General features: G+C 70.3%; 19 protein-coding genes. 7 read left to right on the top strand and 12 right to left on the bottom strand.

Annotation, left to right across the window (positions count from 1 at the left end; genetic code table 11):
• Nucleotide 1: 1 nt before the first annotated feature.
• The 7 genes from hisG to KHC28_RS24685 all read right to left on the bottom strand — a co-directional run bounded on the left by hisG (nt 2) and on the right by KHC28_RS24685 (nt 9678).
• Nucleotides 2-988 carry an ATP phosphoribosyltransferase gene (gene hisG / locus KHC28_RS24715; RefSeq protein ID WP_214011039.1) on the bottom strand — a complete coding sequence of 329 codons (987 nt, stop codon included), beginning with the start codon at nt 986-988 and terminating at the stop codon, nt 2-4.
• Nucleotides 985-2103: an ATP phosphoribosyltransferase regulatory subunit gene (locus tag KHC28_RS24710; RefSeq protein WP_214011038.1), complete on the bottom strand. Its 1119-nt coding sequence runs from the start codon at nt 2101-2103 to the stop codon at nt 985-987. Before KHC28_RS24710 ends, hisG begins: the two co-directional genes overlap by 4 nt.
• A 665-nt stretch (nt 2104-2768) precedes the next feature.
• Entirely contained in the window at nt 2769-3674 is a 906-nt protein-coding gene (locus KHC28_RS24705; RefSeq protein WP_214011037.1) for an NADP-dependent oxidoreductase, read from the bottom strand.
• 13 nt (nt 3675-3687) lie between these two features.
• Nucleotides 3688-5202, bottom strand: a complete 1515-nt coding sequence (hisS, locus tag KHC28_RS24700) for a histidine--tRNA ligase (protein ID WP_214011036.1) — start codon at nt 5200-5202, stop codon at nt 3688-3690.
• A 466-nt stretch (nt 5203-5668) separates the two neighbouring features.
• Nucleotides 5669-6469 (bottom strand): phosphonoacetaldehyde hydrolase, encoded by an 801-nt coding sequence (phnX, locus tag KHC28_RS24695; RefSeq protein ID WP_214011035.1) that lies wholly within the window; start codon nt 6467-6469, stop codon nt 5669-5671.
• A gap of 37 nt (nt 6470-6506) precedes the next feature.
• Entirely contained in the window at nt 6507-7628 is a 1122-nt protein-coding gene (locus KHC28_RS24690) for a TIGR03364 family FAD-dependent oxidoreductase (protein ID WP_214011034.1), read from the bottom strand.
• 88 nt (nt 7629-7716) lie between these two features.
• The gene (locus tag KHC28_RS24685; protein ID WP_214011033.1) at nt 7717-9678 is read right to left on the bottom strand and encodes a tetratricopeptide repeat protein; all 1962 of its coding nucleotides are present in this window, start codon (nt 9676-9678) and stop codon (nt 7717-7719) included.
• Nucleotides 9679-9935: 257 nt separating this feature from the next.
• On the opposite strand from KHC28_RS24685, the gene aptA reads away from it, so the two are divergent.
• Nucleotides 9936-11285 carry an omega-aminotransferase AptA gene (gene aptA / locus KHC28_RS24680; RefSeq protein ID WP_214011032.1) on the top strand — a complete coding sequence of 450 codons (1350 nt, stop codon included), beginning with the start codon at nt 9936-9938 and terminating at the stop codon, nt 11283-11285.
• Nucleotides 11286-11376: 91 nt separating this feature from the next.
• On the opposite strand, the gene KHC28_RS24675 is transcribed toward aptA, so the two are convergent.
• A complete protein-coding gene (locus tag KHC28_RS24675; protein ID WP_214011031.1) occupies nt 11377-12753 on the bottom strand; it encodes a penicillin-insensitive murein endopeptidase in 1377 nt (458 codons plus the stop codon).
• Nucleotides 12754-12900: 147 nt separating this feature from the next.
• Between KHC28_RS24675 and hrpB the strand changes: the two genes are divergently transcribed.
• The gene (hrpB, locus tag KHC28_RS24670; RefSeq protein WP_214011030.1) at nt 12901-15384 is read left to right on the top strand and encodes an ATP-dependent helicase HrpB; all 2484 of its coding nucleotides are present in this window, start codon (nt 12901-12903) and stop codon (nt 15382-15384) included.
• Between the two features lie 270 nt (nt 15385-15654).
• The gene (locus KHC28_RS24665; RefSeq protein ID WP_246565181.1) at nt 15655-15834 is read left to right on the top strand and encodes a hypothetical protein; all 180 of its coding nucleotides are present in this window, start codon (nt 15655-15657) and stop codon (nt 15832-15834) included.
• A 174-nt stretch (nt 15835-16008) separates the two neighbouring features.
• Here KHC28_RS24665 and KHC28_RS24660 read toward each other — a convergent pair whose 3' ends face one another.
• Nucleotides 16009-17328, bottom strand: a complete 1320-nt coding sequence (locus KHC28_RS24660) for a hemolysin family protein (RefSeq protein ID WP_214011028.1) — start codon at nt 17326-17328, stop codon at nt 16009-16011.
• 167 nt (nt 17329-17495) lie between these two features.
• Here KHC28_RS24660 and aroC point away from each other — a divergent pair, with 167 nt between their 5' ends.
• A complete protein-coding gene (gene aroC, locus KHC28_RS24655; RefSeq protein WP_214011027.1) occupies nt 17496-18620 on the top strand; it encodes a chorismate synthase in 1125 nt (374 codons plus the stop codon).
• 16 nt (nt 18621-18636) lie between these two features.
• Here the strand turns inward: aroC and KHC28_RS27595 are convergent, their stop codons facing one another.
• Nucleotides 18637-18915, bottom strand: a complete 279-nt coding sequence (locus KHC28_RS27595) for a hypothetical protein (protein WP_246565180.1) — start codon at nt 18913-18915, stop codon at nt 18637-18639.
• Here KHC28_RS27595 and ribB point away from each other — a divergent pair.
• Nucleotides 18914-20011, top strand: a complete 1098-nt coding sequence (gene ribB / locus KHC28_RS24650) for a 3,4-dihydroxy-2-butanone-4-phosphate synthase (RefSeq protein WP_246565179.1) — start codon at nt 18914-18916, stop codon at nt 20009-20011. The genes KHC28_RS27595 and ribB overlap by 2 nt on opposite strands.
• A 200-nt stretch (nt 20012-20211) precedes the next feature.
• Nucleotides 20212-21042, top strand: a complete 831-nt coding sequence (locus KHC28_RS24645) for a DUF1194 domain-containing protein (RefSeq protein ID WP_214011025.1) — start codon at nt 20212-20214, stop codon at nt 21040-21042.
• 265 nt (nt 21043-21307) lie between these two features.
• Here the strand turns inward: KHC28_RS24645 and KHC28_RS24640 are convergent, their stop codons facing one another.
• The gene (locus KHC28_RS24640; RefSeq protein ID WP_246565178.1) at nt 21308-22585 is read right to left on the bottom strand and encodes a class I SAM-dependent RNA methyltransferase; all 1278 of its coding nucleotides are present in this window, start codon (nt 22583-22585) and stop codon (nt 21308-21310) included.
• Nucleotides 22586-22771: 186 nt separating this feature from the next.
• Here KHC28_RS24640 and KHC28_RS24635 point away from each other — a divergent pair, with 186 nt between their 5' ends.
• Entirely contained in the window at nt 22772-23308 is a 537-nt protein-coding gene (locus tag KHC28_RS24635; RefSeq protein ID WP_214011024.1) for a DUF1097 domain-containing protein, read from the top strand.
• Nucleotides 23309-23343: 35 nt separating this feature from the next.
• Here KHC28_RS24635 and KHC28_RS24630 read toward each other — a convergent pair whose 3' ends face one another.
• Nucleotides 23344-24096 carry a TlyA family RNA methyltransferase gene (locus KHC28_RS24630; RefSeq protein WP_214011023.1) on the bottom strand — a complete coding sequence of 251 codons (753 nt, stop codon included), beginning with the start codon at nt 24094-24096 and terminating at the stop codon, nt 23344-23346.
• Between the last annotated feature and the right edge of the window lie 81 nt (nt 24097-24177).

Raw genomic sequence — 24177 nt, 5'->3', positions numbered from 1 at the left:
GCTAACCCAGCCGCGCCTCCAGCTTCTCGAACAGCGGGTTCTCGGCGGCGAACACATAGTCGAGCGGGCCGACCGAGACGCTCGACGCCCCCTTCTCGCGCAGGAACACCGCAAGGCCATGCAGCGTGTCCGGCGGGCAGTGCAGCGTCACCATGCCCGACGAGGTCGGCGCACCGAACGGCGCCACCGCCCGGAAGCGCTGCACCGCCTCGGCGACGATGGCGGTGTCGCAGGCGGAAAAGCGCGTCTTGACCTCGCGCATGGTGGCGGCGCGCTTGGCGGCGGTGATGCGGTCGAACAGCGCGCGGGCCGCCGCGCGGGCTCCCGCCGTCCATGGCGCGTTGAGCGAGGCGACGAGATTGGCCTCCGAGCGCAGCATGACGCCGTCGTCGATCACCTTCAGCGCATTGGCCGCCAGCGTGCCGCCGGTGGTGGTGATGTCGACGATCAGCTCCGCCGTGCCGGCCGCCGGGGTGCCCTCGGTGGCGCCCAGGCTCTCGACGATGCGGTAGTCGACGATGCCGTGGCGGGCGAAGAAGCCGCGGGTAAGGTTGAGATACTTGGTCGCCACCCGCATGCGCCGGCCGCGCGAGGCATGGAAATGCGTCGCCACGTCGTCGAGGTCGCGCATGGTGCGCACGTCGATCCAGGCCTGCGGCACCGCCACCACCACATTGGCGTGGCCGAAGCCGAGTCCCTCGACCAGCAGCACCTTGGAATCGGCGTCGGGGATGTTCTCGCGCACCAGATCCTCGCCGGTGACACCGAGATGCACCGCGCCGGCGGCGAGCTGCGCGGCGATCTCCGAAGCCGAGAGGAAGGCGACTTCCACCCCCTCGACGCCGGTGAGCGTGCCACGATAGTCGCGGGCGCCGCGCGACTGGGCGAGCGTCATGCCGGCGCGGCCGAAGAAGGACGAGGCGTTCTCCTGCAGGCGGCCCTTGGAGGGGACGGCGACGATGAGCGAGGAATGTTGCAACGCGCTCATGAACGGGCCTCCAGGGCATCGAGCCGGCCGAGCCAGACGGCGAAGCCGACCGCCGGCACCGGCGTCGGGGCGCCGAGCCGGGACAGCAGCCCGTCATAGCGGCCGCCGGCGACCAGCGGGGTGTCGCCGCCATTCTCGTGCAGTTCGAACACCATGCCGGTGTAATAGTCGAGCGGGCGGCCGAAGGCGGCGGCGAAATGCAGCCGCTCGACCTCGACGCCTTGGGCGGCGAGGAAATTGGTGCGGGTCTCGAAGGCGTCGAGCGGCGCGGCGAGGTCGAGCCCGGCGTCAGTGGCCAGCGCCCTGAGCGCGCGGGCGGCGGCGTCCGGCTCGCCGGCAATGGCGAGATAGCGTTCCAGCACCGCCACCTTCTCCGGCGGCAGACCCTCGGCATCGCCGGAGGCGGCCTGTTCGAGGAAGCGCTCGGCGATCTCCGACACCGAACGGCCGGCGACCGTCGAGATGCCGGCGATCGAGATGAGGTCGGTGACGAGAGCGTGCGCGGCCGCCTTATCCGAGCCGGCCAGCGCCTTGAGCACGCCGGCATGGGCGGCGACGCCGCCGCCGGCGGGGCGTTCGCGCAGCATGGCGAGATCGGCGCCGAGATCGCCGGAGCGGGCGAAGTCCTTCACGAGCCGGCGCCGCCAGCCGGGCGGCAGGTCGAGCGCGTCGAGCAGCGCGGCGAACAGGCCGGCATCGCCGAGGCGGACATTCGGCTCGGTGACGCCCCACAGCGCGGCGGTCTCGAGGCCGAGCGCCAGCAACTCGGCATCCGCCGCCTCGCGGTCCGGCCGGCCGAAGGATTCGACGCCGGCCTGCAGGAACTCGCCATTCTCCGCATCCGAACGGAACACCGGGCCGAGATAGGAGAAGTCGCGCGGCTGCGAGGCGCCGTCGGCGATATAGAGCCGGCACACCGGCAGGGTGATGTCCGGGCGCAGGCAGAGTTCGCTACCATCCTCGGCGACGGTGACGAACATGGTCCGGCGCATCGCCTCGCCGGAGAGGTCGAGGAAGGCGTCGGCCGGCTGCAGCACCGGCGGGTCGACACGCCCATAGCCGGCGCGGTCATAGAGCGCGAGCAGTTCGTCGGCATGGGTGGGGGCGGCGGTCATGGTCTCGTCTCTGACGTGCGCGCCGGTCCGGAAGGAGGCTCCCCGGCCGGCATCGGGTCCGCGGCTTCTAGCAAAGCGGGCCCGCCGGGTCCATGCACGGTGCGTGACATGGTTGCCGGAAGGGTGCGGCGGATACGCCAAGGGCTCCGTGCCGGGAGCGACCGGAGGTGTGGCGGGCGCGTCACCCCGCACCCTAAGGGCACGCAGGACAGTCTTTTCCCTTGCGCCCGAAGGGCACGCGGGACGCCGGACCGGATCGCTCAGGCGGTCACCTGCACCCAGGTTTGATAGGTGGCGCAAGCCTTTGGTCAACCAACCGCCCCCCGAACCCGGCGTCCCGCGCGCGGTGTTTTGTGGCTTGCTCCCTGCGGCCCCCGGAGGAATTGGGCCTTGCTATCCTCCGCTATGCGGCGCGTCCCGCCCGAAGATCATCGTCGCGAGGGACGCTTCTCCGCGTGACCGGCGGAACGGCCGGCCGAGACCACAGAGCTTGGGCCGTCCGGCACGCGGTGCGTTATGCCGCGCGCAGGACCACCGCCCACCGCCCGCGCGATCGGTCGCTCCGGTTGCGCCCCTTCATCGAGCGAGGTGCGGGAAGGATGCTGCCGGCCGCGAGGGGGGACGGATACGTTTTCTCGTGGGGCGGTGACGGGCCGAGCCGGCGCTCAGGGAACGGTGATCACCAGCTTGCCGGCGACATGGCCGCGGGCGCTGACCTCATGAGCCTCCGCCGTGCGCACGAACGGGAACAGCCGGTCGATATTCAGGTGCAGATGACCATCCACCCACAGCCGCACCGCCTCGGCGAGCACGCGGTCCGGGTCGCGCGGCGGCCCGGCGGAAAACCGCGCGCCGTAGCGGGAGGCCGAGAAATCCGCGACGGAGACGACGCCGGACGCCGCGCCGACGATCTCGATCAACTCGGGAAGGATGCCCGATCCGGCGACGTCCAGCGCCGCGTCGATGCCATGCGGAGCGAGGGCGTGCACCCGCTCCTTCAAGCCCGGCCCATAAGTCGTCGGGGTCGCGCCGAGATCGCGCAGATAGTCCTGATTGCGCTCGCCGGCAGTACCGACCACCACGATGCCGCGCGAACGAGCGATCTGCACCACCGCTGAGCCGATGCCGCCGGACGCGCCGCTCACCAGCAGCGTCTGCCCGCGCTCCACCCCGAGATCGCCGAGGCTGCGCAGCGCCGTCTCGACGATCACCGACAGGCCACCGGCGACCTCGAAGGACATCGCGTCCGGCTTGCGGACCCAGTTGGTGAGGACGGCCTGCTCGGCGACGGTGCCCCGGCCCATGCCGAACACGGCATCCCCGACCGCGACGTTCGACACGCCGGGACCGATCTCGTCGACGATGCCGGACGCCTCGACGCCGACGCCGGAGGGAAACGCCACCGGGTCGACATCGCGGTAGAGGCCGGCGCGGCGCTTCCAGTCGGACGGATTGACGCCGGTGGCGCGGACGGCGATCCGCACCTCGCCCGGACCGGGGCGCGGCGGCTCGAGGTCGACGACCCGAAGCACCTCCGGGCCGCCATATTCCGCGAACTGGACCGCCTTCATGGGCGAAGCGCCCTCAGCCCAGCGCGGCGCCGTGCGGGACGCCGTGATGGTCGAGCAGCTCGCGCACCTTGGAGACCAGCTCGGACTCGTCGCAGGCAAACTGCGCCGGGCGGGACGAACGCCACTCGGCATTGTCGGTGATCGCGGCCGCCGCCTTGGCGCCCTCGATCAGGTCCTTGATCTGCACCTGGGGGTTAGGGTTGCCGACTTCGTCGGTTGCGGCCCGCTCGTCCGAGCCCTGGATGACCACGCAGGGCGCGTTGCGGCGGTCGGCATATTTGAACTGGTTGCCGAGATTCTTCGGGTTGCCGAGATACATCTCGGCGCGGATGCCGGCGCTCCGCAGCGTGGCGACCAGGCCCATGTAATGCGCGGTCTGGTCGCGATCCATCACCACGACGACGACCGGGCCGTACTCCGGCGCGGCGTCGGCGGTCTTGAGGTAGCTCAGCGCCGAGGCGAGACGGGAGACACCGATGGAGAAGCCGGTGGCCGGCACCGGCTCGGAGCGGAAGCGGCCGACGAGGCCGTCATAGCGCCCGCCGCCGCCCACCGAGCCGAAGCGCACCGGGCGGCCCTTCTCGTCCTTCACCTCGAAGGTCAGCTCGGCCTCGAAGACCGGGCCGGTGTAATATTCGAGGCCGCGCACCACGGACGGGTCGATCTTCACCCGCCCCTCATAGCCGGCGGACGTGACCAGCGCATCGATTTCGGCCAGCTCGGCGAGGCCGGCGGCGTAGGTCTCGTTAGCCGGCTTCTCATAAGCGGCCTGCTTGTCGAGCAGCGACAGCACGACGGCGGCCTGCGCCACGTCCAGACCGGCGCCCTTGGTGAAGTCGCCGCTCTTGGCGGCCGGGTTTTCCCAGCGGCCCTCGCCGAGCAGGTCGCGCACGCCGTCGATGCCGACTTTGTCGAACTTGTCGATGGCGCGCAGCACGGTGAGCCGGCGGCCCGCATTGTCCTCGCCGCCGAGGCCGATGGCCTCCAGCACGCCGTCAAGCACCTTGCGGTTGTTGACCTTGATCACATAGTCGCCGCGCTTGATGCCGAGCGCCTCCAGCGTGTCGGCGGCCATCATGCAGATCTCGGCATCGGCGGCCACCGTGGGGGCGCCCACCGTGTCGGCGTCGAACTGCATGAACTGGCGGAAGCGGCCGGGGCCGGGCTTCTCGTTGCGGAACACCCAGCCGGCGCGGTAGCTGCGGAACGGCTTGGCAAGGCGGTCGAAATTCTCCGCGACATGGCGGGCGAGCGGCGCGGTGAGGTCGTAGCGCAGCGAGAGCCACTGCTCGTCATCGTCCTGGAAGGAGAACACGCCCTCGTTCGGGCGGTCCTGGTCGGGCAGGAACTTGCCGAGCGCGTCGGTGTACTCGATGAACGGCGTCTCCAGCGCCTCGAAGCCGTAGAGCTCGTAGACCCTGCGGATGGTCTCGAGCATGGCGCGGGTGGAGCCGAGCTCGGCCGGGCCGCGATCGGCGAGGCCGCGCGGCATGCGCGCCTTGAGCTTGGTGGGTTTGTCCTTGGCCATGATGGGGCGCCGTCTTCCTGAAACTCTGCTGGCGCGCGGTGTAGAGGATGGGCGGCGCGGCGGCAATGGTGGAGGGCGGCACGGCGCGGCTCACTCGCCCCAACGGACAATGTCCGCGGGGCCGCATTGCGCCGTCTCCCCCGGCGAACCCGGCTGTTGCCACGTTCGGCCTTCGGGAAGATCGACACCGGATGCATCCGGTGTCGATGGACAGGGCTGGAGGTCGAGGGGGCCCTCGACGATCCTGATGCCTTACCCCTCACCGACCCGCTTCGCGAGCCACCTCTCCGCCGAAGCCGGATGTTTCCGGCTTCGGCCATGCCAGAACCGAACTCGGCAGCAGTCGACTTCGGGCGGGGAGAGGATAGGCAAACAGATCAACCCTCCCGGACGCGGCGCTGCCGCGAGGCGGGCCGGCGAGCCACTCCGACAAGCAGCCACGCCACCAGCCGGACCACGCCCTCGCTCAGGGACGAAGCCCCGCCGCCAATCGCGCCTCGATGGCCTCCAGCACCGGCGGCAGCTCGGCGATGGTGTCGACGACGAAATGCGCGCCGGCGCCAAACAGCTTGGCCGAGGCGCGGGTGCGCAGGGCGGCCCGCTCGTCGGGGGCGAGATTGGCCAGCTCGTCCTTCGACAGGCCGGCGGCGTTGCCGGACAAAGCGAGGCCGACCGTCCAGGTGCCGGCGGCGAGGCCCTCGGCGATGCCGGGCTCGGTATCGTCGATCTTCACGCAGTCCTGCGGCGGCCACACGCCGAGATCGGCGAAGGTACGGTACATCATCAGCGGGCTCGGCCGCCCGGCGGCGAGGTCGCCGGCGCACACCACATTGTCCGGCGCGTAGCCGGCCTCGGCGGCGAGCGGCATCAGCTTTTCCATGATCGGCCTTGTGTAGCCGGTGGTAGAGCCGATCTTGAGGCCGCGGGCGCGGGCGCTCGCCACCACGTCGAGCAGACCGGGGATCAGGTCGGCATGGCGCGGGATCACCTCGACGTTCAGCGGCTCGAAGATGGCGAGCACGCGGTCGACATCGGCCTCGGTCGGCGCGACACCGTAGAGCGCGTGCCAGCGCTGCGACACCGCCGGGGAATAGATCAGCGCCGCGACATGGTCGCGCTTGGGCAGGCCCATCGGGCCGCGCGCTTCCTCGATGGTGAGCGGGATGCCCACCTGCGCGAACGCCTCGACGAAGGCGCCCATCGGCGCGCGCGAGCCGAAATCGACCGCCGTGCCGGCCCAGTCGAGAATGAGTGCCTTCAGCGCCATGAAATCCCCCCGGTTGAAAAAGCCGCTGCGGAAAACGTCAGTCGAACAGTTCGGCCACCGCCTCCTCGGCGATGGCGAAGCCGGTGGAGGCGCCGGTGCCGCTGGTCACCACCACCAGGCGGATCGCCGGATCCGGCCGGTCGATGAAGGCGAGGCGGTCGGGCGCCGAAGCGTAGGTGCCGGTCCAGCGCTCGACGATGCCGGACGGGCGGCGGCCGAACACCGCCTCATATTCGTCGAGGATCAGTTCGTCGACATGCTCGGGCGCGAAGGGATCCGGCGTCGTCGCGTAATGGTGGCTGTCGCCGACCACCAGCGAGCCGTCGGCCGACTGCACCACGATGAGGTGCACGCCATTGTCGAGCAGCTCGCCCTGCTCGGCCCGCAGCCGGACCTTCAACGGCTCGGCCTCGGGCAATTCGGAATAGCCGAGATAGCGGCCGAGCGAGAGATCGCTCATCACCGAGCCGGGCAGCGTGCCCAGTGCCGGGTCGGCAACGCGCAGCATGTGCAGCTTGCAGCGGGTGAGGCCGTAGGCTTCGAAGCGCTCGGGCAGCAGGGTGCGGAAGTCGTCGCCGGGGGCGACGACGATGCGGGCGGCCTCGATGGTGCCGGTTGCGGTATGCACCCTGCCGGGCTCTACCCCGGTGACGGCGGTGGAGCGGTGGAAAGTGACGCCTTTCGCTTCCTGAAGCCAGCGGGCGAGCTTGGGGATCGCCTGGCGCGATTCTACCCGCATATCGTGCGGGCTCCACAGCGCGGCGAGCTGCTGCGCATCGAGCGCCGGCAGCCTCGCGCGGGCCTCGCCGCCGGAAAGCAGCGCGCAGCCCTCGCCCATCTCGGTGGCGAGGAAGGCTTCCAGCACCGCCTCCGCCTCCGGCCGGCGCACGCTGACCAGCAGGCCGCGATGCACCACCTCGATGCCGGCCTGCGGCGCCACCTCGGCCCAGATATCGCGCGAACGCATGGCGCGGCGCCAGCATTCGCCGCGCTGCTGGCCGGTGACGGTGACGAAGCCGAAATTGCGGATCGAGGCGCCGTTGGCCTGGGCATCGCGGTCGATCACCACCACGCGGAGGCCGCGGCGCACGGCAGCCAGCGCATGACCAAGGCCGACGACGCCCGCGCCGACGACGGCAAGATCGAAAGCCTGCGACATGTATGGATTCCGGCGCGGTGGACGACGGAGCTTTGCTTAGCCTGTCGGCGGCCCGAACACCACGCGACGTTTGGACCGTGACGCAGCGTCAGCGCGCGGCTGTCCCCAGCCCGAGGGCGGCGAGGTCGGCGCCGACCTGCTTCGCCACATGCGGGGCGGGGAAGAAGCGCGCGAGCATGCCGGAGGTATCGGTCTTCCACGCCGGCACCAGCGTCACCAGCCGGTCGAGATCGGCGCGGGCGGCGGCCGTGTCCCCGGCGAGATGGGTGGCGAGGGCGCGGGCGAGCAGGCCCGGCGCGTAGACCTCGCCCATCAGCCGGTCGGCGGCGGCGGAGGCACCGACGGCGTCGCCGCGCAGATAGGCGGCAATCACCCGGAAGTAGTCCACCGAAGGCGGCATGGCCGGTGCCGCCTTGAGCGCGCTCGCCAGCATCGCCTCGCCGCGCTCGAGTTCGCCGAAGGTGACCAGCCGGCCGCCATAGGTCGCCAGCGTGTCGACGTCGTAGGGATTGAGCTGCAGCGCGATGTCGCCCTGCGCCAGCGCCGAGCCGCGCTCGCCGCGATAGGCGTGCACGTCGAGCGCGACGCGGCGGAAGAAGCCGCTGGTCGGCGACAGCTCGATCGCCTGCTCGGCGCTCGCCAGCGCCCGGTTGACCGCCGGCGGGTCCGGGCGCGGATTGGCGCCGTTGCGGACCTCGTCGAGATAGAGCTCGGCGAGCAGCGCATAGCCGAGCGCGAAGGTGTTGTCGGCCGCCACCGCCTTTTCCAGGCAGGCGCGCGCGGCGGCGTGGTCGGCCGGCAGGTAGCTGCGCCAATAATCATAGGCGAGCAGCACGCAGCCATAGGGGCCGGCCTTGGCGAGGCCGCCCGACGACATGACGCGGGCGCGGGCCCGAGCCTGGATGACGCCATAGGGCTCGGCCAGCGAGGCCATGATCTCGCGCACCAGCTCGTTCTCGACCGCGGTCGGGTCCTCGGAGGGGCGCAGCGCGTCGAATTCGCGCGACCAGACAATGGTGCCGTCGCACAGGTCCGACAGGCGCAGCAGCAGCGAGATCGAGCCGTCCTCGTGGCTTTCCACCAGCCCGCCCAGCGCGAAGGCCGAATGCGGCGCGGCGCCGCCGACGCCACATTCGAGGCGCGGCCGGGCATCCGGGCTCGCCAGCACGTCGAGAAGGTCGAAGCGGGCCAGCGCGTCGCGGATGCGCATCTCCAGCGCCCGCGCCGGGAACTCGCCGCCCGGCGGGCGGGCGGGGGACGACGTGCCGGCGGCCGCGGCCGCCACCGGCGTGGCGCCGGTCATGTCGAAGGCGCGCACCTCGACCATGGGAATGCCGAGCCGGTTGGTGCGCTCGATCGAACGCAGGGCGAAGCCGGGGAACAACGCCCGCAAGTTCGAGGTCTCCACCACGTCCACCGCCATCATGATGGCGGTGGCGAGAACGAGCAGCACCACCAGCCCACCGACCCAGCGCCACGGGCGCAGGCCACCGACGCGGGAGGGCACGGCCGCGGGAAGGACGGAAGGCAAGGCAGTATCGGCGGCGGGGATCGCGGCCGGCACGGCCACGTCGCCGCTCGCGGCGGTCTCCGCCGGCTCGCCGGCCGGCACGCCCGGGCGGCGCGGCACGAAGAGCGGCACATAGGAACCGCGCGGGATGACGATCTCGATCTCGTCATTGGCGCCGGCGCCGGCGTAATAGCGTTGCAGCGCGCGGCGCAGCCGCGTCGCCTCCACCCGCACGATGGGGTCGATCTGCGGATCGAAGGAGGGGTCGCGCCCCAGCGCCTCGACCGCGATGGTGTAGCCCTTGATCGCCTCGCGCCGGCCGTCCAGCGTCGCCTCGACCACGAAGCGCAAGATGGTGGAGAGCTGCGGCGACGCCTTGAGGTCGTCCGCTTCCAGCACGCGCGCCAGTGCCTCGCGCGCCACCGACGCGCCGACCTCGGACGGCTCGGCCACCTCCGACGATGGGTTGCCGGAGCCGGGCGCCTGGTCCTCGCCCTCGGGCACATCCGTCGCGGTCGATAGGGACAAGGTATCGGACACGAGGTTCCTTTAAGCGGGAATCATTCCCTTCGCGATCAACCCCCGGCGGGCGGAATATATGACGTTACGTGATAATGTCACGGGGACAAGTTGATGGACGCGGCACTCCCTCGGGTCAAGCACGCGGGGGTGGATATCCCGGCCGGCCAGAAGCGGTGGCGATCACATCATCGAATTTTCTCGTGAGCGGGAAGATGCCCACGCATTATACATGACCAAAATCACGGCCGATTGCAGGCCAGTTTCCGGAGCGGTTCATGTCTCTCGTTTATGATCTCGACACCGTCGGCAGCGCGGCGCCCAACGATCTCGAAGCCTTCTGGATGGGCTTCACCGCCAATCGCGCCTTCAAGGCCCGCCCGCGCATGGTCTCGCGCGCCAAGGACATGCACTATTTCACCCCCGAGGGCCGGCCGATCCTCGACGGCTCCGCCGGGCTGTGGTGCTCGAACGCCGGCCACAACCGGGATTCCATCGTCGCCGCCATCCAGAAGCAGGCGGCGGAGATGGACTTTGCCCCCACCTTCCAGTTCGGCCACCCGCTGGCCTTCAAGGCGGCCTCGCGCATCGCCGAGCTGGCGCCGGGCGACCTCGACCACGTGTTCTTCTGCAATTCCGGATCGGAGGCCGGCGACACAGCGCTGAAGATCGCCCTCGCCTATCACGCCGTTACCGGCAAGGGCACCCGCACCCGGCTGATCGGCCGCGAGCGCGGCTATCACGGCGTCGGCTTCGGCGGGATCTCGGTGGGCGGCATCTCGCCGAACCGCCGCTTCTTCGGCGGCATGCTCACCGGCGTCGACCACCTGCCGCACACCTATGACCGCGACAAGCAGGCCTTCTCCAAGGGCGAGCCGGACTGGGGCGCCGAGAAGGCCGACGCGCTGGAGGGTCTCGTCGCCCTGCACGACGCCCAGACCATCGCCGCCGTCATCGTCGAGCCGATGGCCGGCTCCACCGGCGGCCTGCCGGCGCCGAAGGGCTATCTCAAGCGACTGCGCGAGATCTGCGACAAATACGGCATCCTGCTGATCTTCGACGAGGTCATCACCGGCTTCGGCCGCCTCGGCTTCCCCTTCGCCGCCGAACGCTACGGCGTGGTGCCGGACATGATCACCTTTGCCAAGGGCGTGACCTCGGGCGCGGTGCCGATGGGCGGCGTGATCGTGCGCAAGCACATCCACGACACCTTCATGAACGGCCCGGAGCACGTGATCGAGCTGTTCCACGGCTACACCTATTCCGGCCACCCGCTGGCCTGCGCCGCCTCGCTGGCGACGCTCGACCTCTACCGCGACGAGGCGCTGTTCGAGCGCGCCCGGGCGATGGAGCCGATCTTCGCCGATGCGGTGATGAGCCTGAAGGGCAAGCCGGGCGTGCTCGACATCCGCACCGTCGGCCTGGTCGCCGCCTTCGACATGGCGCCCAGCGCCGAGGGGCCGGGCAAGCGCGGCTACCAGGCGATGGAGCATGGCTTCCACGACGAGGGGGTGATGTTCCGCGTGACCGGCGACACCATCGCGGTGAGCCCGCCGCTGATCATCAGCGAGGCGCAGGTCGGCGAACTGGTCGAGAAGATCGGCAAGACCATCGACGCGGTGATGTGACGGGGAGCACCGCGCCATCAGCCGAATGACGGCCGGCGCCCTGCTCCCGCAAGGCGCCGGCTCTTTCGGTGAGCCGGCAAGACCGCTCGGCTCAGATCACGCGGAACCGGACGTGCAGGTGATCGTCATGCCCCCTGTACGGCTGCACGCCGCGTATGTCGGGGTCATTGAAGAAGATCAGCTCGACGGGGACGACGCCGTTCTTGCGGAAGGCGTCGACCAGTTGCTGCGTAAGAACGCGGGAATAGTCGCCGGAACGGAAGTCGACCGGCCGCTCGAGGCTATCCGCGCGCTGAAGGCGGATGTCGACGTCGATGCCCTTGCGATGGGAGACGTGGCCCGACAGCCTCCCCCCTCCCCGCTTGCTGATGTCGCCCACGCCGACCCGCTGGCCTGTCGCGCGATGGAAGAGCGCCGCGGCTGCCATGATCGCCCGGATGGTGAGCGCCGTTCCGTAATGATTGGCAGAGCCCGGCCGTGTCGCATAGAGACTGTCGCTCGGCAGATCGAGTTCGGTCGTCACCGGCTCGGCCAGCGCCGGCTCGTGGAGAAATTCCGTCTCGGGAGGGTCGGCATCGAGGGACTCCGGTACACTGTCATAGGCGGTCTCCAGCGCGCCTCCGGTCTCACCGACCGGGCCGACCGCCGGCGGCCCCTTGACCGTGACCGAGGCCTCCCCGCCGCCGATCGTCAGCGCTATCTCATTGATGCCGCCAGGAAACAGCCAGGGCAGCCCACTAGCGTCGTGCCCCGCCCGGTCGCGCAGCCCCTCCAGGCGTACCGCCAGATCGGCAAGCGCATCGCCGAGTTGAAGAGCGGCCCCCTCGTCCGACGGAGCGTCCGCCAGGGCGGCGGTGAGCAGATGGTGGTCGATATCGAAATCGGCCACGTCGTCCGCCGCATCCGGCGAGGCGGGCGTCTCGGCCTCACCCGCCTCGATGAAGAGCGAGGCAGCGGCTCTTGAGGATGTCCTATACTTCTCTACCTGTGCGAGGAACGCGTCCCATTTCGGCCCCATGAGCAGCGAAGGACACCTCTTGCCGGTCCAGTCCTTGTGTTGGCGGATCCTGTCGGCATCGAGCCGGAGGCGGGCCAGTAGATGGGCGACGAGGAGGGCGGCACGGCGATTGGCCGCCTCCTGGTCGATCCCGGCATTCATGCAGATCTCGATGGCGATGCTGCGAGCATTCGCCTCCGAACCGGCGTGATAGGCGACCTCGTTGAGCGGCAGGTGCTGGATGACCCGCCGGTCGTCTACCGAAAAGTGCCAGGACACATAGATCTTGCGGCCATTATGGACGTAATAGCCAGTCTCCCGCACGAATTTGGAATGCGCGCGCGCGTCGGCCCCACGGCGGGGGTTATCGGTATTGTGAATGGTAATGAAGCCCGGCTTCAAACCCCCACCGGGTCGATTTTTTCGGCCGGCCGGTATCAATTCCTCATCGATCTGCAGTGCGTCGCCCATGTCTTGCCCCCTGCATTCACCCACCTCTAAAATTGCATAGTTCTTTTCACTCTCCTATAGGTTGTATTTCCGAAAGAAGGACTTCCCGGGACGCGAAGGGCTCCGCCCGGCTGGCCGTGTGCGCGCGCCCGCGCTAAGCATCGCGCCATGGCTCATCACCCGTTCCCGCTGCCCATCGACGACGTCCTACCGGCGCTGACAGCGGCGCTTGCCGCCGGTACGCGCGCGGTGCTGGTCGCCCCGCCCGGCGCCGGCAAGACCACGCGGGTGCCGCTCGCGCTGCTCGACGAACCCTGGACGTCCGGCCGCAAGATCCTCGTGCTGGAGCCGCGCCGGCTCGCCGCCCGCGCCGCCGCCGAGCGCATGGCCGCCACCCTCGGTGAACAGGCCGGGCAGACGGTTGGCTACCGCGCCCGCTTCGGCTCGAAGATCGGCCGGGCGACGCGGATCGAGGTGATCACCGAGGGCATCTTCACCCGCATGATGCTGGACGACCCCGAGCTTATCGGCGTCGCGGGGGTACTGTTCGACGAGTTTCACGAGCGCTCGCTCGACGCCGATCTCGGCCTCGCCCTCGCCCTCGACGCGCAATCGGCGCTGCGCGAGGACCTGCGCCTCGTCGTGATGTCGGCGACGCTGGACGGGGCGCGGGTGGCGAGGCTGCTCAGTGATACGCAGACGCCGGCACCGGTGATCGAGAGCCTCGGACGCGCCTTTCCGGTGGAGACGCTCTATGCGGGGCGCGATCCCCGCGCGCCCATCGAGCGGCAGATGGCGGAGGCGGTGCGCCGCGCGCTGGCGCAGGAAACGGGCTCGGTTCTCGCCTTCCTGCCCGGCGCAGCGGAGATCAGGCGTACCGAGAACCTGCTGCGCGAGGCGGTTTCCGACCCGGCCGTCGAGATCGCCCCGCTCTATGGCGCGCTCGATGCCCGGGCACAGGACCGGGCGATCTCGCCGGCGCCGGCGGGCACGCGCAAGGTGGTGCTCGCCACCTCCATCGCCGAAACCAGCCTCACCATCGAGGGGGTGCGGATCGTCGTCGATTGCGGGCTGGCGCGGGTGCCGCGCTACGAGCCCGGCGTCGGCATGACCCGGCTGGAGACGGTGCGGGTGTCGCGCGCGGCGGCCGACCAGCGGCGCGGCCGCGCCGGGCGCACCGAGCCGGGGGTCTGCGTCCGGCTGTGGAACGAGGCGGAGACCGCCAGCCTGCCGGCCTATGCGACGCCGGAAATCCTCGCCGCCGATCTCGCCGGGCTGGTGCTCGACCTCGCTTTGTGGGGGGTGAGCGATCCCTCGACGCTCGGCTTTCTCGACCCGCCGCCCGCCGCCGCGCTCAACGAGGCGCGCAGCCTGCTGCGGGCGCTCGGCGCGCTCGACGCCGACGGACAGGTCACCACGCATGGCCGGGCAATGGCGCGGCTGCCGCTGGAGCCACGGCTGTCGCGACTGGTGCTGGAAGGCGCGCGGCGCGGCGCCGGCGAACGGGCGGCGCGCATCGCCGCCGTGCTGTCCGAGCGCGGGCTCGGCGGCACCGATGTCGACCTCTCCCACCGCCTCGACATGCTCGCCGCCGACCGCTCGCGGCGCGGCGAGGAGGCGCGGCGCATGGCGTCCCGCTGGGCGGAGGAAGCGGGACGGCTGGTGGCGCGGGAAGCGGCCGCCTCCCCCTCCCCGGCGGCGCTGCTCGCCCATGCTTTTCCCGACCGGCTCGCCCGCTCTCGGGGAGACGGCCGGCGGTTCGTGCTGGCCAATGGGCGCGGCGGGGCGATGGACCCGGCCTCGGCGCTCGCCCGCGCGAAATTCCTCGCGGTAGCGGAGATGAGCGGCAGCGCCGAGGAGGCCCGCATCCTGCTCGCCGCGGAACTCGACGAGACAGAGATCGAGGCCGAGTTCGGCGAGGACATCACCGAGGCCGAGGAAATCAGCTTCGACGCCGCCGCCGGTGCGCTGCGGGCACGCCGGGTGCGGCGGCTCGGGGCGCTGGTGCTGTCGGAGAAGCCGGCAAGAGTCACGGCCGGTGAGGCCACAGGCCGGGCGCTGGCGCGGGCGGCGGTGGCGCGGGGCATGGCGCGGCTGCCCTGGTCGGCGGCGCAGCGGCAATGGCTCGACCGCGTGCGCTTCCTCCACGCCGCTGCGCCCGATCTCTGGCCCGATCTCTCGGACGCGGCGCTGGCGGCGGCCGCCGACGACTGGCTGGCGCCGCTGCTGACCGAGGCGACCAGCCTCAACGCGCTCGACGCCGAACTGCTCGGCCGCGCCTTGCCGGGCCTCATCGACTGGGAGCTGGCGCGCCGGCTCGACGCCGAGGCGCCGACGCATTTCGAGGCGCCGACCGGCTCGCGCCTTGCCGTCGACTATGCTGCCGAAGGCGGGCCGACCATCTCGGTCAGGGTGCAGGAGCTGTTCGGGCTCGGTGAGCATCCCGCGCTCGCCGGCGGGCGGGTGCCGCTGGTGCTCGCCTTGCTCTCCCCGGCGCATCGGCCGATCCAGGTGACGCGCGACCTGCCGGCCTTCTGGGCAGGCTCGTGGAAGGACGTGCGCGCCGAGATGCGCGGGCGCTATCCGCGCCATCCCTGGCCGGAGGACCCGGCCAGTGCCGAGGCAACGCGGCGGGCCAAGCCGCGCAGCTGAGAGGCCGCGCGGCTGAAACGTCGCATGGCAGTCGCGCCCGCCGGAGGCGGCCGGCGCCGGTTCACGGACCCGCGAGGTCGCGGACGCAAAGCATTAACCACGGAATCGGCCGGTCTTCCCCCGGGGAGCCGCCTTAAGGAGCGGTCAACATCTGCGGCGCCAAGGTGCTCCCACAATAAAATCTGTCCCAAGGCAGATATCGGCGAGATGAGCGCAAGCAGAGAGACGGCGATGAGAGAGGCAGCGGTGAGAGAGCCGGCGATGCGGGACATGTCCCAGCGTCGGCGCGCGGTGGCAGCCCGCCGGCCGCAAGGCACCGGGCTCGAATATGGGCTGATCGCCGCCGCGCTGGCGGTAGCCATCGTCACGGTGGTGGCGGGCCTCGGCGCGCGCTATGGCGATCGGGCCTCGGCCGCCAACGCTTCGGAGATCGTGCAGACGGTGCGCTGAGCGCACCCGATACGGCAGAGTCGGCTGCGCCAGTTTGGCCGGCGCGCCGGAGACGATGCCAAGGGCGGCATGAGCGCCCATACGGGCGAGGCCGCAGCAGGCGCCGGCCGCCAAACTCCGACATCGACAGCTGGAATCCACCGACGGCGCGCGCGAGGCCCGCGCCGGACGGCGTCAGGCGCCCAGAGGCGCCCGGCGACGCGGCGCGACGGCGCGCGACACCAGCAGCTTGTCGATGCGCCGCCCGTCCATGTCCACCACCTCGAAGCGCCAGCCCTTGGCGGTGAAGGCGACGCCTTCCTGCGGGATCGCCTTCAATTCGTGCAGCGCGTAGCCCGCCGCGGTGTGGAAGCCGGAATCCTGCGGGATGCTGATGCCGAGCAGGTCGGCCAGCTCGTCGGTCGGCGTGGCGCCGGCGACGAGATAGGAGCCGTCCTCACGCTCGACCGCGTGCGGGCTGGACACGCCGTCCTCGTCCACCATCACCGTGCCGGCGATGGCGTCGAGCAGGTCAGCCGGGGTGAGGATGCCCACCATGGTGCCGTATTCGTCGACCACCAGCGCCAGCGGCGACTCGGCATGGCGCAGCTGCTTCATGGCGTCGAGCGCGCCGGCGGTCTCCACCAGCACGGCGCCCTGCTTGACCAGCTGGCGCGGGTCCGGCGTGACGCCCTGCAGATAGGCCTCAAGCAGGTCGCGGATGTCGATGACGCCGACCGGCTCGTCCGGCGAACCCTCGCAGGCCGGCATGCGGGTGTGCCGGGTCTCGCGGATGGTCTGGCGCACCACCTCCGGGTCGTCGTTGAGGTCGATCCAGTCGATGTCGTGGCGCGGCGTCATCACCGCCCGCACCGGGCGGTCGGCGAGGCGCATGACGCCGGCGATCATCCGGCGCTCCTCCGGATCGATGACGCCCGCGGTCTCGGCCTCGGCGACGATGGCGCGGATTTCCTCGTCGGTGACGTTGTTGTTGCCGCCGCCGGCGCGATCGCCGATCAGCCGCAGCACCAGACGCGAGGACAAATCGAGCAGCCACACCGCCGGCGCAGCGACGCGCGACAGCAGCACCATCGCCGGGGCGACCAGGCTCGCCAGCGTCTCCGGGCTCTGCAGCGCGAGGCGCTTGGGGATCAGCTCGCCGATGATCAGCGAGACATAGGTGATGGCGGCGACGACGATGGTGTAGCCGAGGCCCTCGGCCAGATTGGACGAGACGCCCTGTGTCTCCAGCCAGGAGCCGAGGGATTCGCCCAGCGTGGCGCCTGAGAAGGCACCGGCCAGAATGCCGATCAGCGTGATGCCGATCTGCACGGTCGAGAGGAAGCGGCCGGGATCGGCAGCGAGCTGGAGGGCGGCGCGGGCGCCAGCGGAGCCTTGCTCGGCGCGCGAACGCAGCCGGGCCGGACGGGACGACACGACCGACAGTTCGGCCATGGCGAGGACGCCGTTCAACAGGACGAGGAGAACGACGACAGCGATTTCAAATAGGGGCATCGGTTCCAGGTTGGGGAGAAGCCACGCCGACCCTATAGCACAAAGCCGGCGAATTGCGATGCGGCAGGCGTACAGGGCCACCATCGGCGGTTTGACGCCGGCCGGCGCGGCGCCTAGAAGCCGGTGCTGAACCCCTGCTCCCGCCCCGTTCAGCGTGATTTCCCGCGATGTCCTTCAACACGTTCGGCCAGTCCTTCCGGGTGACCACCTTCGGCGAGAGCCACGGCCTCGCCATTGGCGGCGTCGTCGACGGCTGCCCGCCCGGCGTCGCCTTCAGGCTGGAGGAGATCCAGGCGGCGCTGGACAAGCGCCGGCCCGGCCAGTCGCGCTTCACCACCCAGCGGCGCGAGCCCGACCAGGTGAAGGTGCTGTCCGGCACGCTGGAAGGCGAAGATGGCGTGCTGACCACCACCGGCACGCCGGTCGCGTTCCTGATCGAGAACGTCGACCAGCGCTCCAAGGACTATTCGGAGATCGCCGCCAGCTACCGGCCGGGCCATGCCGACTATGCCTATGACGTGAAATACGGCATTCGCGACCATCGCGGCGGCGGGCGCTCCTCGGCGCGCGAGACCGCCGTGCGGGTCGCCGCCGGCGCGCTCGCCATGAAGGTGCTGGAGCAGGCGCTGCCCGGCATCGCGGTGCGCGGGGCACTGGTGCAGATGGGCGAGATCACCGTCGACCGCGGCAACTGGAACTGGGACGAGATCGGCAACAACCCGTTCTTCTGCCCGGATGCCGAGGCGGCGGCGAAGATGGTCGATTATCTCGACGGCATCCGCAAGAACGGCTCCTCGGTGGGTGCGGCGATCGAGGTGGTGGCGGACGGCGTGCCGCCCGGCCTCGGCGCACCGATCTACGGCAAGCTCGACGCCGATCTGGCGGCCGCCTTCATGAGCATCAACGCGGTGAAGGGCGTCGAGATCGGCGAGGGCTTCGCGGCGGCGACGCTGACCGGCGAGGACAATGCCGACGAGATGCGCATGGGCAATGACGGCAAGCCGATCTTCCTCGCCAACCATGCCGGCGGCATCCTCGGCGGCATCTCCACCGGCCAGCCGGTGGTGGCGCGCTTCGCGGTTAAGCCGACCTCCTCCATCCTCACACCGCGCAAGACGGTGACGCGGTTCGGCGAGGACGCCGAGATCCTCACCAAGGGCCGGCACGATCCCTGCGTCGGCATCCGCGCCGTCCCGGTGGGCGAGGCGATGATGGCCTGCGTGCTGGCCGACCATCTTCTGCGCGCGCGGGCACAGGTGGCGACGCCGCCGGCCTGGCCGTTCCAGCGCTGACGTTAGGTTATAAATTTCAGTATCGCTGAAAGCGCAATGAGATTTCATTGCGGATGAATTTTCGCGCGCCTATACTCCCCCCCATGAAACTGGCGGACTGGCTGACAGCGACAGGAACCACCCGCAGCGCGTTCGCCCGCGCCTGCGGCTTGTCGCCGGCCAGCATCACCGCCCTGTGCAAGGACGACCCGGCCTGGGTCTCGCGGGAGGCGGCGGCGCGTATCGCCGCGGCGACGGGCGGCGCGGTGACGCCGAACGACTTCCTCGGACTCACCATCAGCGAGGTGAAGATCATGACCGACAATCTCCAGGCCCGCGTCCAGGCGGCCATCGAGGCCTTCGCCCGCGGCGACATGCTGGTGGTGACCGACGACGACGACCGCGAGAACGAGGGCGACATCATCCTCGCCGCCATCCACGCCACGCCGGAAAAGCTCGCCTTCATCGTCCGCCACACCTCCGGCATCGTCTGCACGCCGATCACCGCCGAGCATGCGCGCAAGCTGCGGCTCAACCCGATGGTCAGCGACAACGACGCGCCGCACTCCACCGCCTTCACCATCTCGGTCGACTACAAGCACGGCACCACCACCGGCATCTCGGCCGAGGACCGGACCGCCACGGTGCGCGGCCTCGCCAACCCCAATGCCGGGGCCGCCGACTTCGTGCGGCCGGGCCACATCTTCCCGCTGATCGCCCGAGAGGGCGGAGTGCTGATGCGCTCCGGCCATACCGAGGCAGCGGTCGATCTGTGCAAGCTCGCCGGCGTCGAGCCGGTCGGCGTCATCTGCGAGCTGGTGAACGACGACGGCACGGTGATGCGTGGCCCGCAGGTGAGCGACTTCGCCAATGCCCACAAGCTGACCCGCGTCTCGGTGGCCGACCTGATCGCCTACCGCCAGTCACGCGAGAAGCTGGTGACGCGCTCTGCCGAATTCACCGCCCCCACCGTGGTCGGCGACATGCACGGCATCTCCTATGTCACCCCGTTCGAGCCGGTGAACCACCTTGCGCTGGTGCACGGCAAGATCGGCGACGGGCGCAACGTGCTGGTGCGGCTGCACCGCGCCGACCCGATCGGCGACGTATTCACCGGCGGCAAGGCGATCCAGACCTCGCTGGAGCGTATCAAGGCGGAAGGGCGCGGCGTGCTGGTCTATCTGCGTGACGGCACCGCCGGCGTGCCGACCACCTCGGTCGGCCAGGAGGAAGGCAAGACCGAATCGACGCGGCTGCGCGACGAGGCCTGGCGCGAGGTCGGACTCGGGGCGCAGATCCTCAAGGATCTCGGCATCACCTCGATTCGGCTGATCGCCTCGCGCGCCCGCACCTATGTCGGCGTCGCCGGCTTCGGCATCGAGATCGTCGACACCGAGGTGCTGGACGTCTGACGGTAACCCGCCGCAGCAATTCCATACCCCGGTAACGTCCGCTCACGCGAACGGCATCCGGCGCGCCATGCCTGCCCGCAATTTCGGCTTCTGGCGGCGCCGGGCGCGTGTCACCATGCCGTCATGGGTCGCGGATCGCTGCCTCTGTTCCCGAGACCCCATAGTGCCATCGTCGTGGTGCCTCTCGGACGGAGGTCGCAATGCCGGGTGTGCGTGTGGTGCTGTCGGCCGTCGCCGCGTTCCTGGCGGTGCTGGCAGCGGGTCCGGCGGCCTCGCCCGCCGTCGCCGACGAGATCGTCGATGTCGAGCTGGTGCTGGCGGTCGACGTCTCCTATTCGATGGATCTCGACGAGCTCGCGCTGCAGCGCGACGGTTATATCGGCGCGGTGACCTCGCCGGAATTCCTCAATGCCCTGAAGCTCGGCCCCAATGGCAAGGTGGCGCTGGCCTATGTGGAATGGGCCGGCGTCGAGGACCAGAAGCTGGTGGTCGACTGGACCGAGATCGGCAGCGAGGAGGACGCCAAGGCCTTCGCCGCCGCCATCCGCGCCGCGCCGCTGCGCCGCGTCTACCGCACCTCGATCTCCGGCGCGATGGCCTTCAGCGCCGAGCAGATTCGCAGCAACGGCTTCAAGGGGCTGAAGCGGGTGGTCGACATTTCCGGCGACGGCACCAACAATCAGGGCCCGCTGGTGGACGTCACCCGCGACGAGCTGGTCAAGCAGGGCATCACCATCAACGGCCTGCCGCTGATGCTGAAGGAGCCGGCCGGCTCCATGCTCGATATCGGCCAGCTCGACGTCTACTACGAGGATTGCGTGATCGGCGGGCCGGGCGCCTTCGTGGTGCCGGTGCGCGGCATGCATGAATTCGCCACCGCCATCAAGACCAAGCTGGTGCTGGAGATCGCCGGGCTGATGCCGCCGGCGCCGCGCCTCGGCACGACGCCGGAGGTTCACAAGGTGGCCGCGGAGAAGCGCGTCTCCTGCTCGATCGGCGAGCGCATGTGGATGGAGCGCTGGGGGAATTGAGCGGAGGCGGCGCCCAAGGCCCCTTGAACGACCCCTTTCCTTCCGTCCCTCCCCCACCCGAACGCGGCTGCCGCCGAATTCGGGTCCGGCAAGATCGCCGTCGGAAATGGCCTGCCGTTACGGAATGCCGACCCGCGTAGCGGATCGATGAGGGACGCCATCGGGAGGTGTCGAACGCCCCTCACCCCACCCCTCTCCCCGTGGGGGAGAGGGGTGGTCCTATTGGTTCAGCGCGAGCCAAAGGAATGCGTCGGCCCGCCGCCCCTCAGCGGCGGAACACCCCGACCAGCTCGACATGGGCGGAGTAGCGGAACTGGTCGACCGGCGTGACATGCTCCAGCCGGTAGCCGCCCTTCACCAGCAGCCCGGCGTCGCGGGCGAAGGTGGCGGGATCGCAGGATACGCCCACCACCAGCGGCACCTTGCTCGCCGCCAGTTGCGCCGACTGCGCCTCGGCGCCCTGGCGCGGCGGATCGAACACCACCGCGTCGAAGGCCTTCAGCTCCAGCGGCAGCAGCGGCCGGCGGAACAGGTCGCGCGCCTCCCCTGTCACCGGCTTGAGGCCGGACGTGCCGCGCACCGCCTTGCCCAGCGCCTCGATGGCCGGCGCGGAGGATTCATAGGCGGCGACCCGGGCGCGCTCGGCGAGGCGGAGGCCGAAGGTGCCGACGCCGGAAAACAGGTCGGCGATGGATTTCGCACGGCCGACCGCCTCGCCGACCAGCGCCGCCAGCGTCGCCTCGCCGGCCGCGGTCGCCTGCAGGAACGAGCCGGGCGGCAGCGGCACGCGGGCGCGGCCCATGGTGAGCAGCGGCGGCTCGCGCTGCAGCACCAGTTCACCATGGCGGGTCAGCCGGGCCAGCTTGTGAATGCCGGCGAGCTCGGCCAGCGCCGCGACGCTCCGCGGCTTCAGCGGGCCGGAACCGCGCACGTCGACATCAAGTCCGGCCTCGGTGGCGGTGACCTGAATGTCCAAGGGCTTGGCGACCGGGGCCAGGGCCTGCGCCAGCGCCCAGGCGGCCGGCAGCGCGCCGTCGAGCGCCGGGGCGAGGATCGGGCAGGCATCGATGGCGACCACGGCATGGCTGCGCCAGCCGGCAAAGCCCACCGCCAGCGTATCGAGCCCCTTCGGCGCTGAGCCACCGGTGCCGCGGGCATGGAAGGTGGCGCGACGGCGGCCCTCGCCATGGGCATCGACCAGTGCGGCCACCTCGGTCTCGATGCCGACGCGGGCGAGCGCCTCGACGACGAGGCCGCGCTTCCATGCCCGGTAGGGCTCGGTCTGCCAGTGCTGGAAGGCGCAGCCGCCGCAGACGCCGACATGGCGGCAGAACGGATCGATGCGCTCCGGGCTCGCCTCGAGGACCGAGACGAGGCGGGCGCGCTCGCCCTGCCGCTCCACCTCGACCCGCTCGCCGGGCAGCGCCAGCGGCACGAAGACAGGACCGTCCGGCGTGTCGGCGATGCCGTCGCCACGATGGCCGATACGGTCGATACGCAGTTCCGTCCAGTTCAATTGCGGCATGTACTCGCCATCATCCATGAAATATTATGTATTCTACAAGTAATGACGTGCGTCATTTTGACATGACACCCGCGACGACATGCCTCTTGCATCGAATCGATGTACCATCATCCGGCTGATTCCAAGTCTTCGAACGGACAGCATCATCTACCTAGCAAAATCACATAATAATAAGTCACGAAACACAGGCATAGGGGGAAAACAATGTCGCTTATCTCCGCACTCGCCATCAGTATCGGTGTTCTTGGAGGCGTCGCCACCTGGCTGTTCCTCGGACCTCTCGCCGGCGGCCTGCAGATCTGGGCCGCCTTCATCGCCTGGGCGGCCTTCTTCCACTGCGGTGGCAAGGAAGGCGGCTTCAAGGCGGTGGTGCTCGCCAATATCACCGGTGCCGTCATGGCCTGGCTCACGCTGCTGGCGGTCACCAAGGGCGGACTCGGCGCAAGCCTCGGCCTGCCGCTGTGGGCCGGCATCTGCGTCGGCGTCGGCGTGCTGGTGATGATCCTGCTCGCCAACATCCCGGCCTTCGCCGCCATTCCGGCGCTGGTCTACGGGTTTGCCGCCACCGCCGCCTTCGCCCTGCTCTCGGCCGACGGCCTCGCCAACCTCACGGCGGCGAGCCTCGGCAACCCGCTGGTGACCATCATCCTGTCGATGATCGCCGGCGCCGCCTTCGGCTACGTCTCTGAAAAACTCGCCGGCGCTCTGGTCGCCGGCAGCGGCCAGACCCGGCGCGCCTGAGCGCGACCGGCCGGCCGACACGGCGCGCGGGCGGCTCATGCCGTCCGCGCCGCCACGACCAGATGCTCCTCATTGCCGTCGCCGCCGAGGATCGGCGAAGCGAGGCGGCGCGTCACCAGATAGCCGAGCTCGCCGAGCCGGGCGACCACCCGGTCCACCGCCATCAGGCCCAGCGTGCGGTCGCGCACGATGCCTCCCTTGGACAGGTGTTCGCGGCCAACCTCGAATTGCGGCTTCACCAGCGCCACCAGCCATGCATTCGGCGCCGCATGGGCGAGTGCGGCCGGCAGCACCTGCTCCAGCGCGATGAAGCTGACGTCGATGGTGATGATCTCCGCCGGCGGCACCTCGCCGGGGGCGAGCTTGCGGATATCGGTGCCTTCCAGCGAGACGAGGCGCGGATGGATGCGCAGCTTCTCCGCCAGCTGGTCGTGGCCGACATCCACCGCATGAACGCGGGCGGCGCCGCGCGCCAGCAGCACCTGCGAGAACCCGCCGGTGGAGGCGCCGACATCCAACGCCTCAAAGCCGGTGATGTCGAGCGCGGCGGCGTCGAGCGCCGCCTCCAGCTTCAGCCCGGCGCGCGACACCCATTCATAGGCCTCGCGCGCCTCGATGACGGCGTCGGGAGCGACGGTCTCGGAGGACTTCGCCAGCACCTTGCCGTCGGCGGTGACGAGGCCGGCCTCGATGGCGGCCTGCGCGCGGGCGCGGCTGTCGAAAAGGCCGCGCTCCACCAGCACGCGGTCGGCACGCTGGCGCTTGGGAACCGGTGCGGCATCCGCCATGGCAAGCCTCCTCCAGACCCAGCTCTTTGCTCAGACCAAGATTCTCATAGGCCAAGATCCCGCAGGCCGGTCTTCCAGCCG

Origin of the sequence: Ancylobacter sonchi, from assembly GCF_018390695.1 — a bacterium.
Classification (GTDB): Bacteria; Pseudomonadota; Alphaproteobacteria; order Rhizobiales; family Xanthobacteraceae; genus Ancylobacter; species Ancylobacter sonchi.
This window is presented reverse-complemented; position numbering and strand designations above follow the sequence as displayed.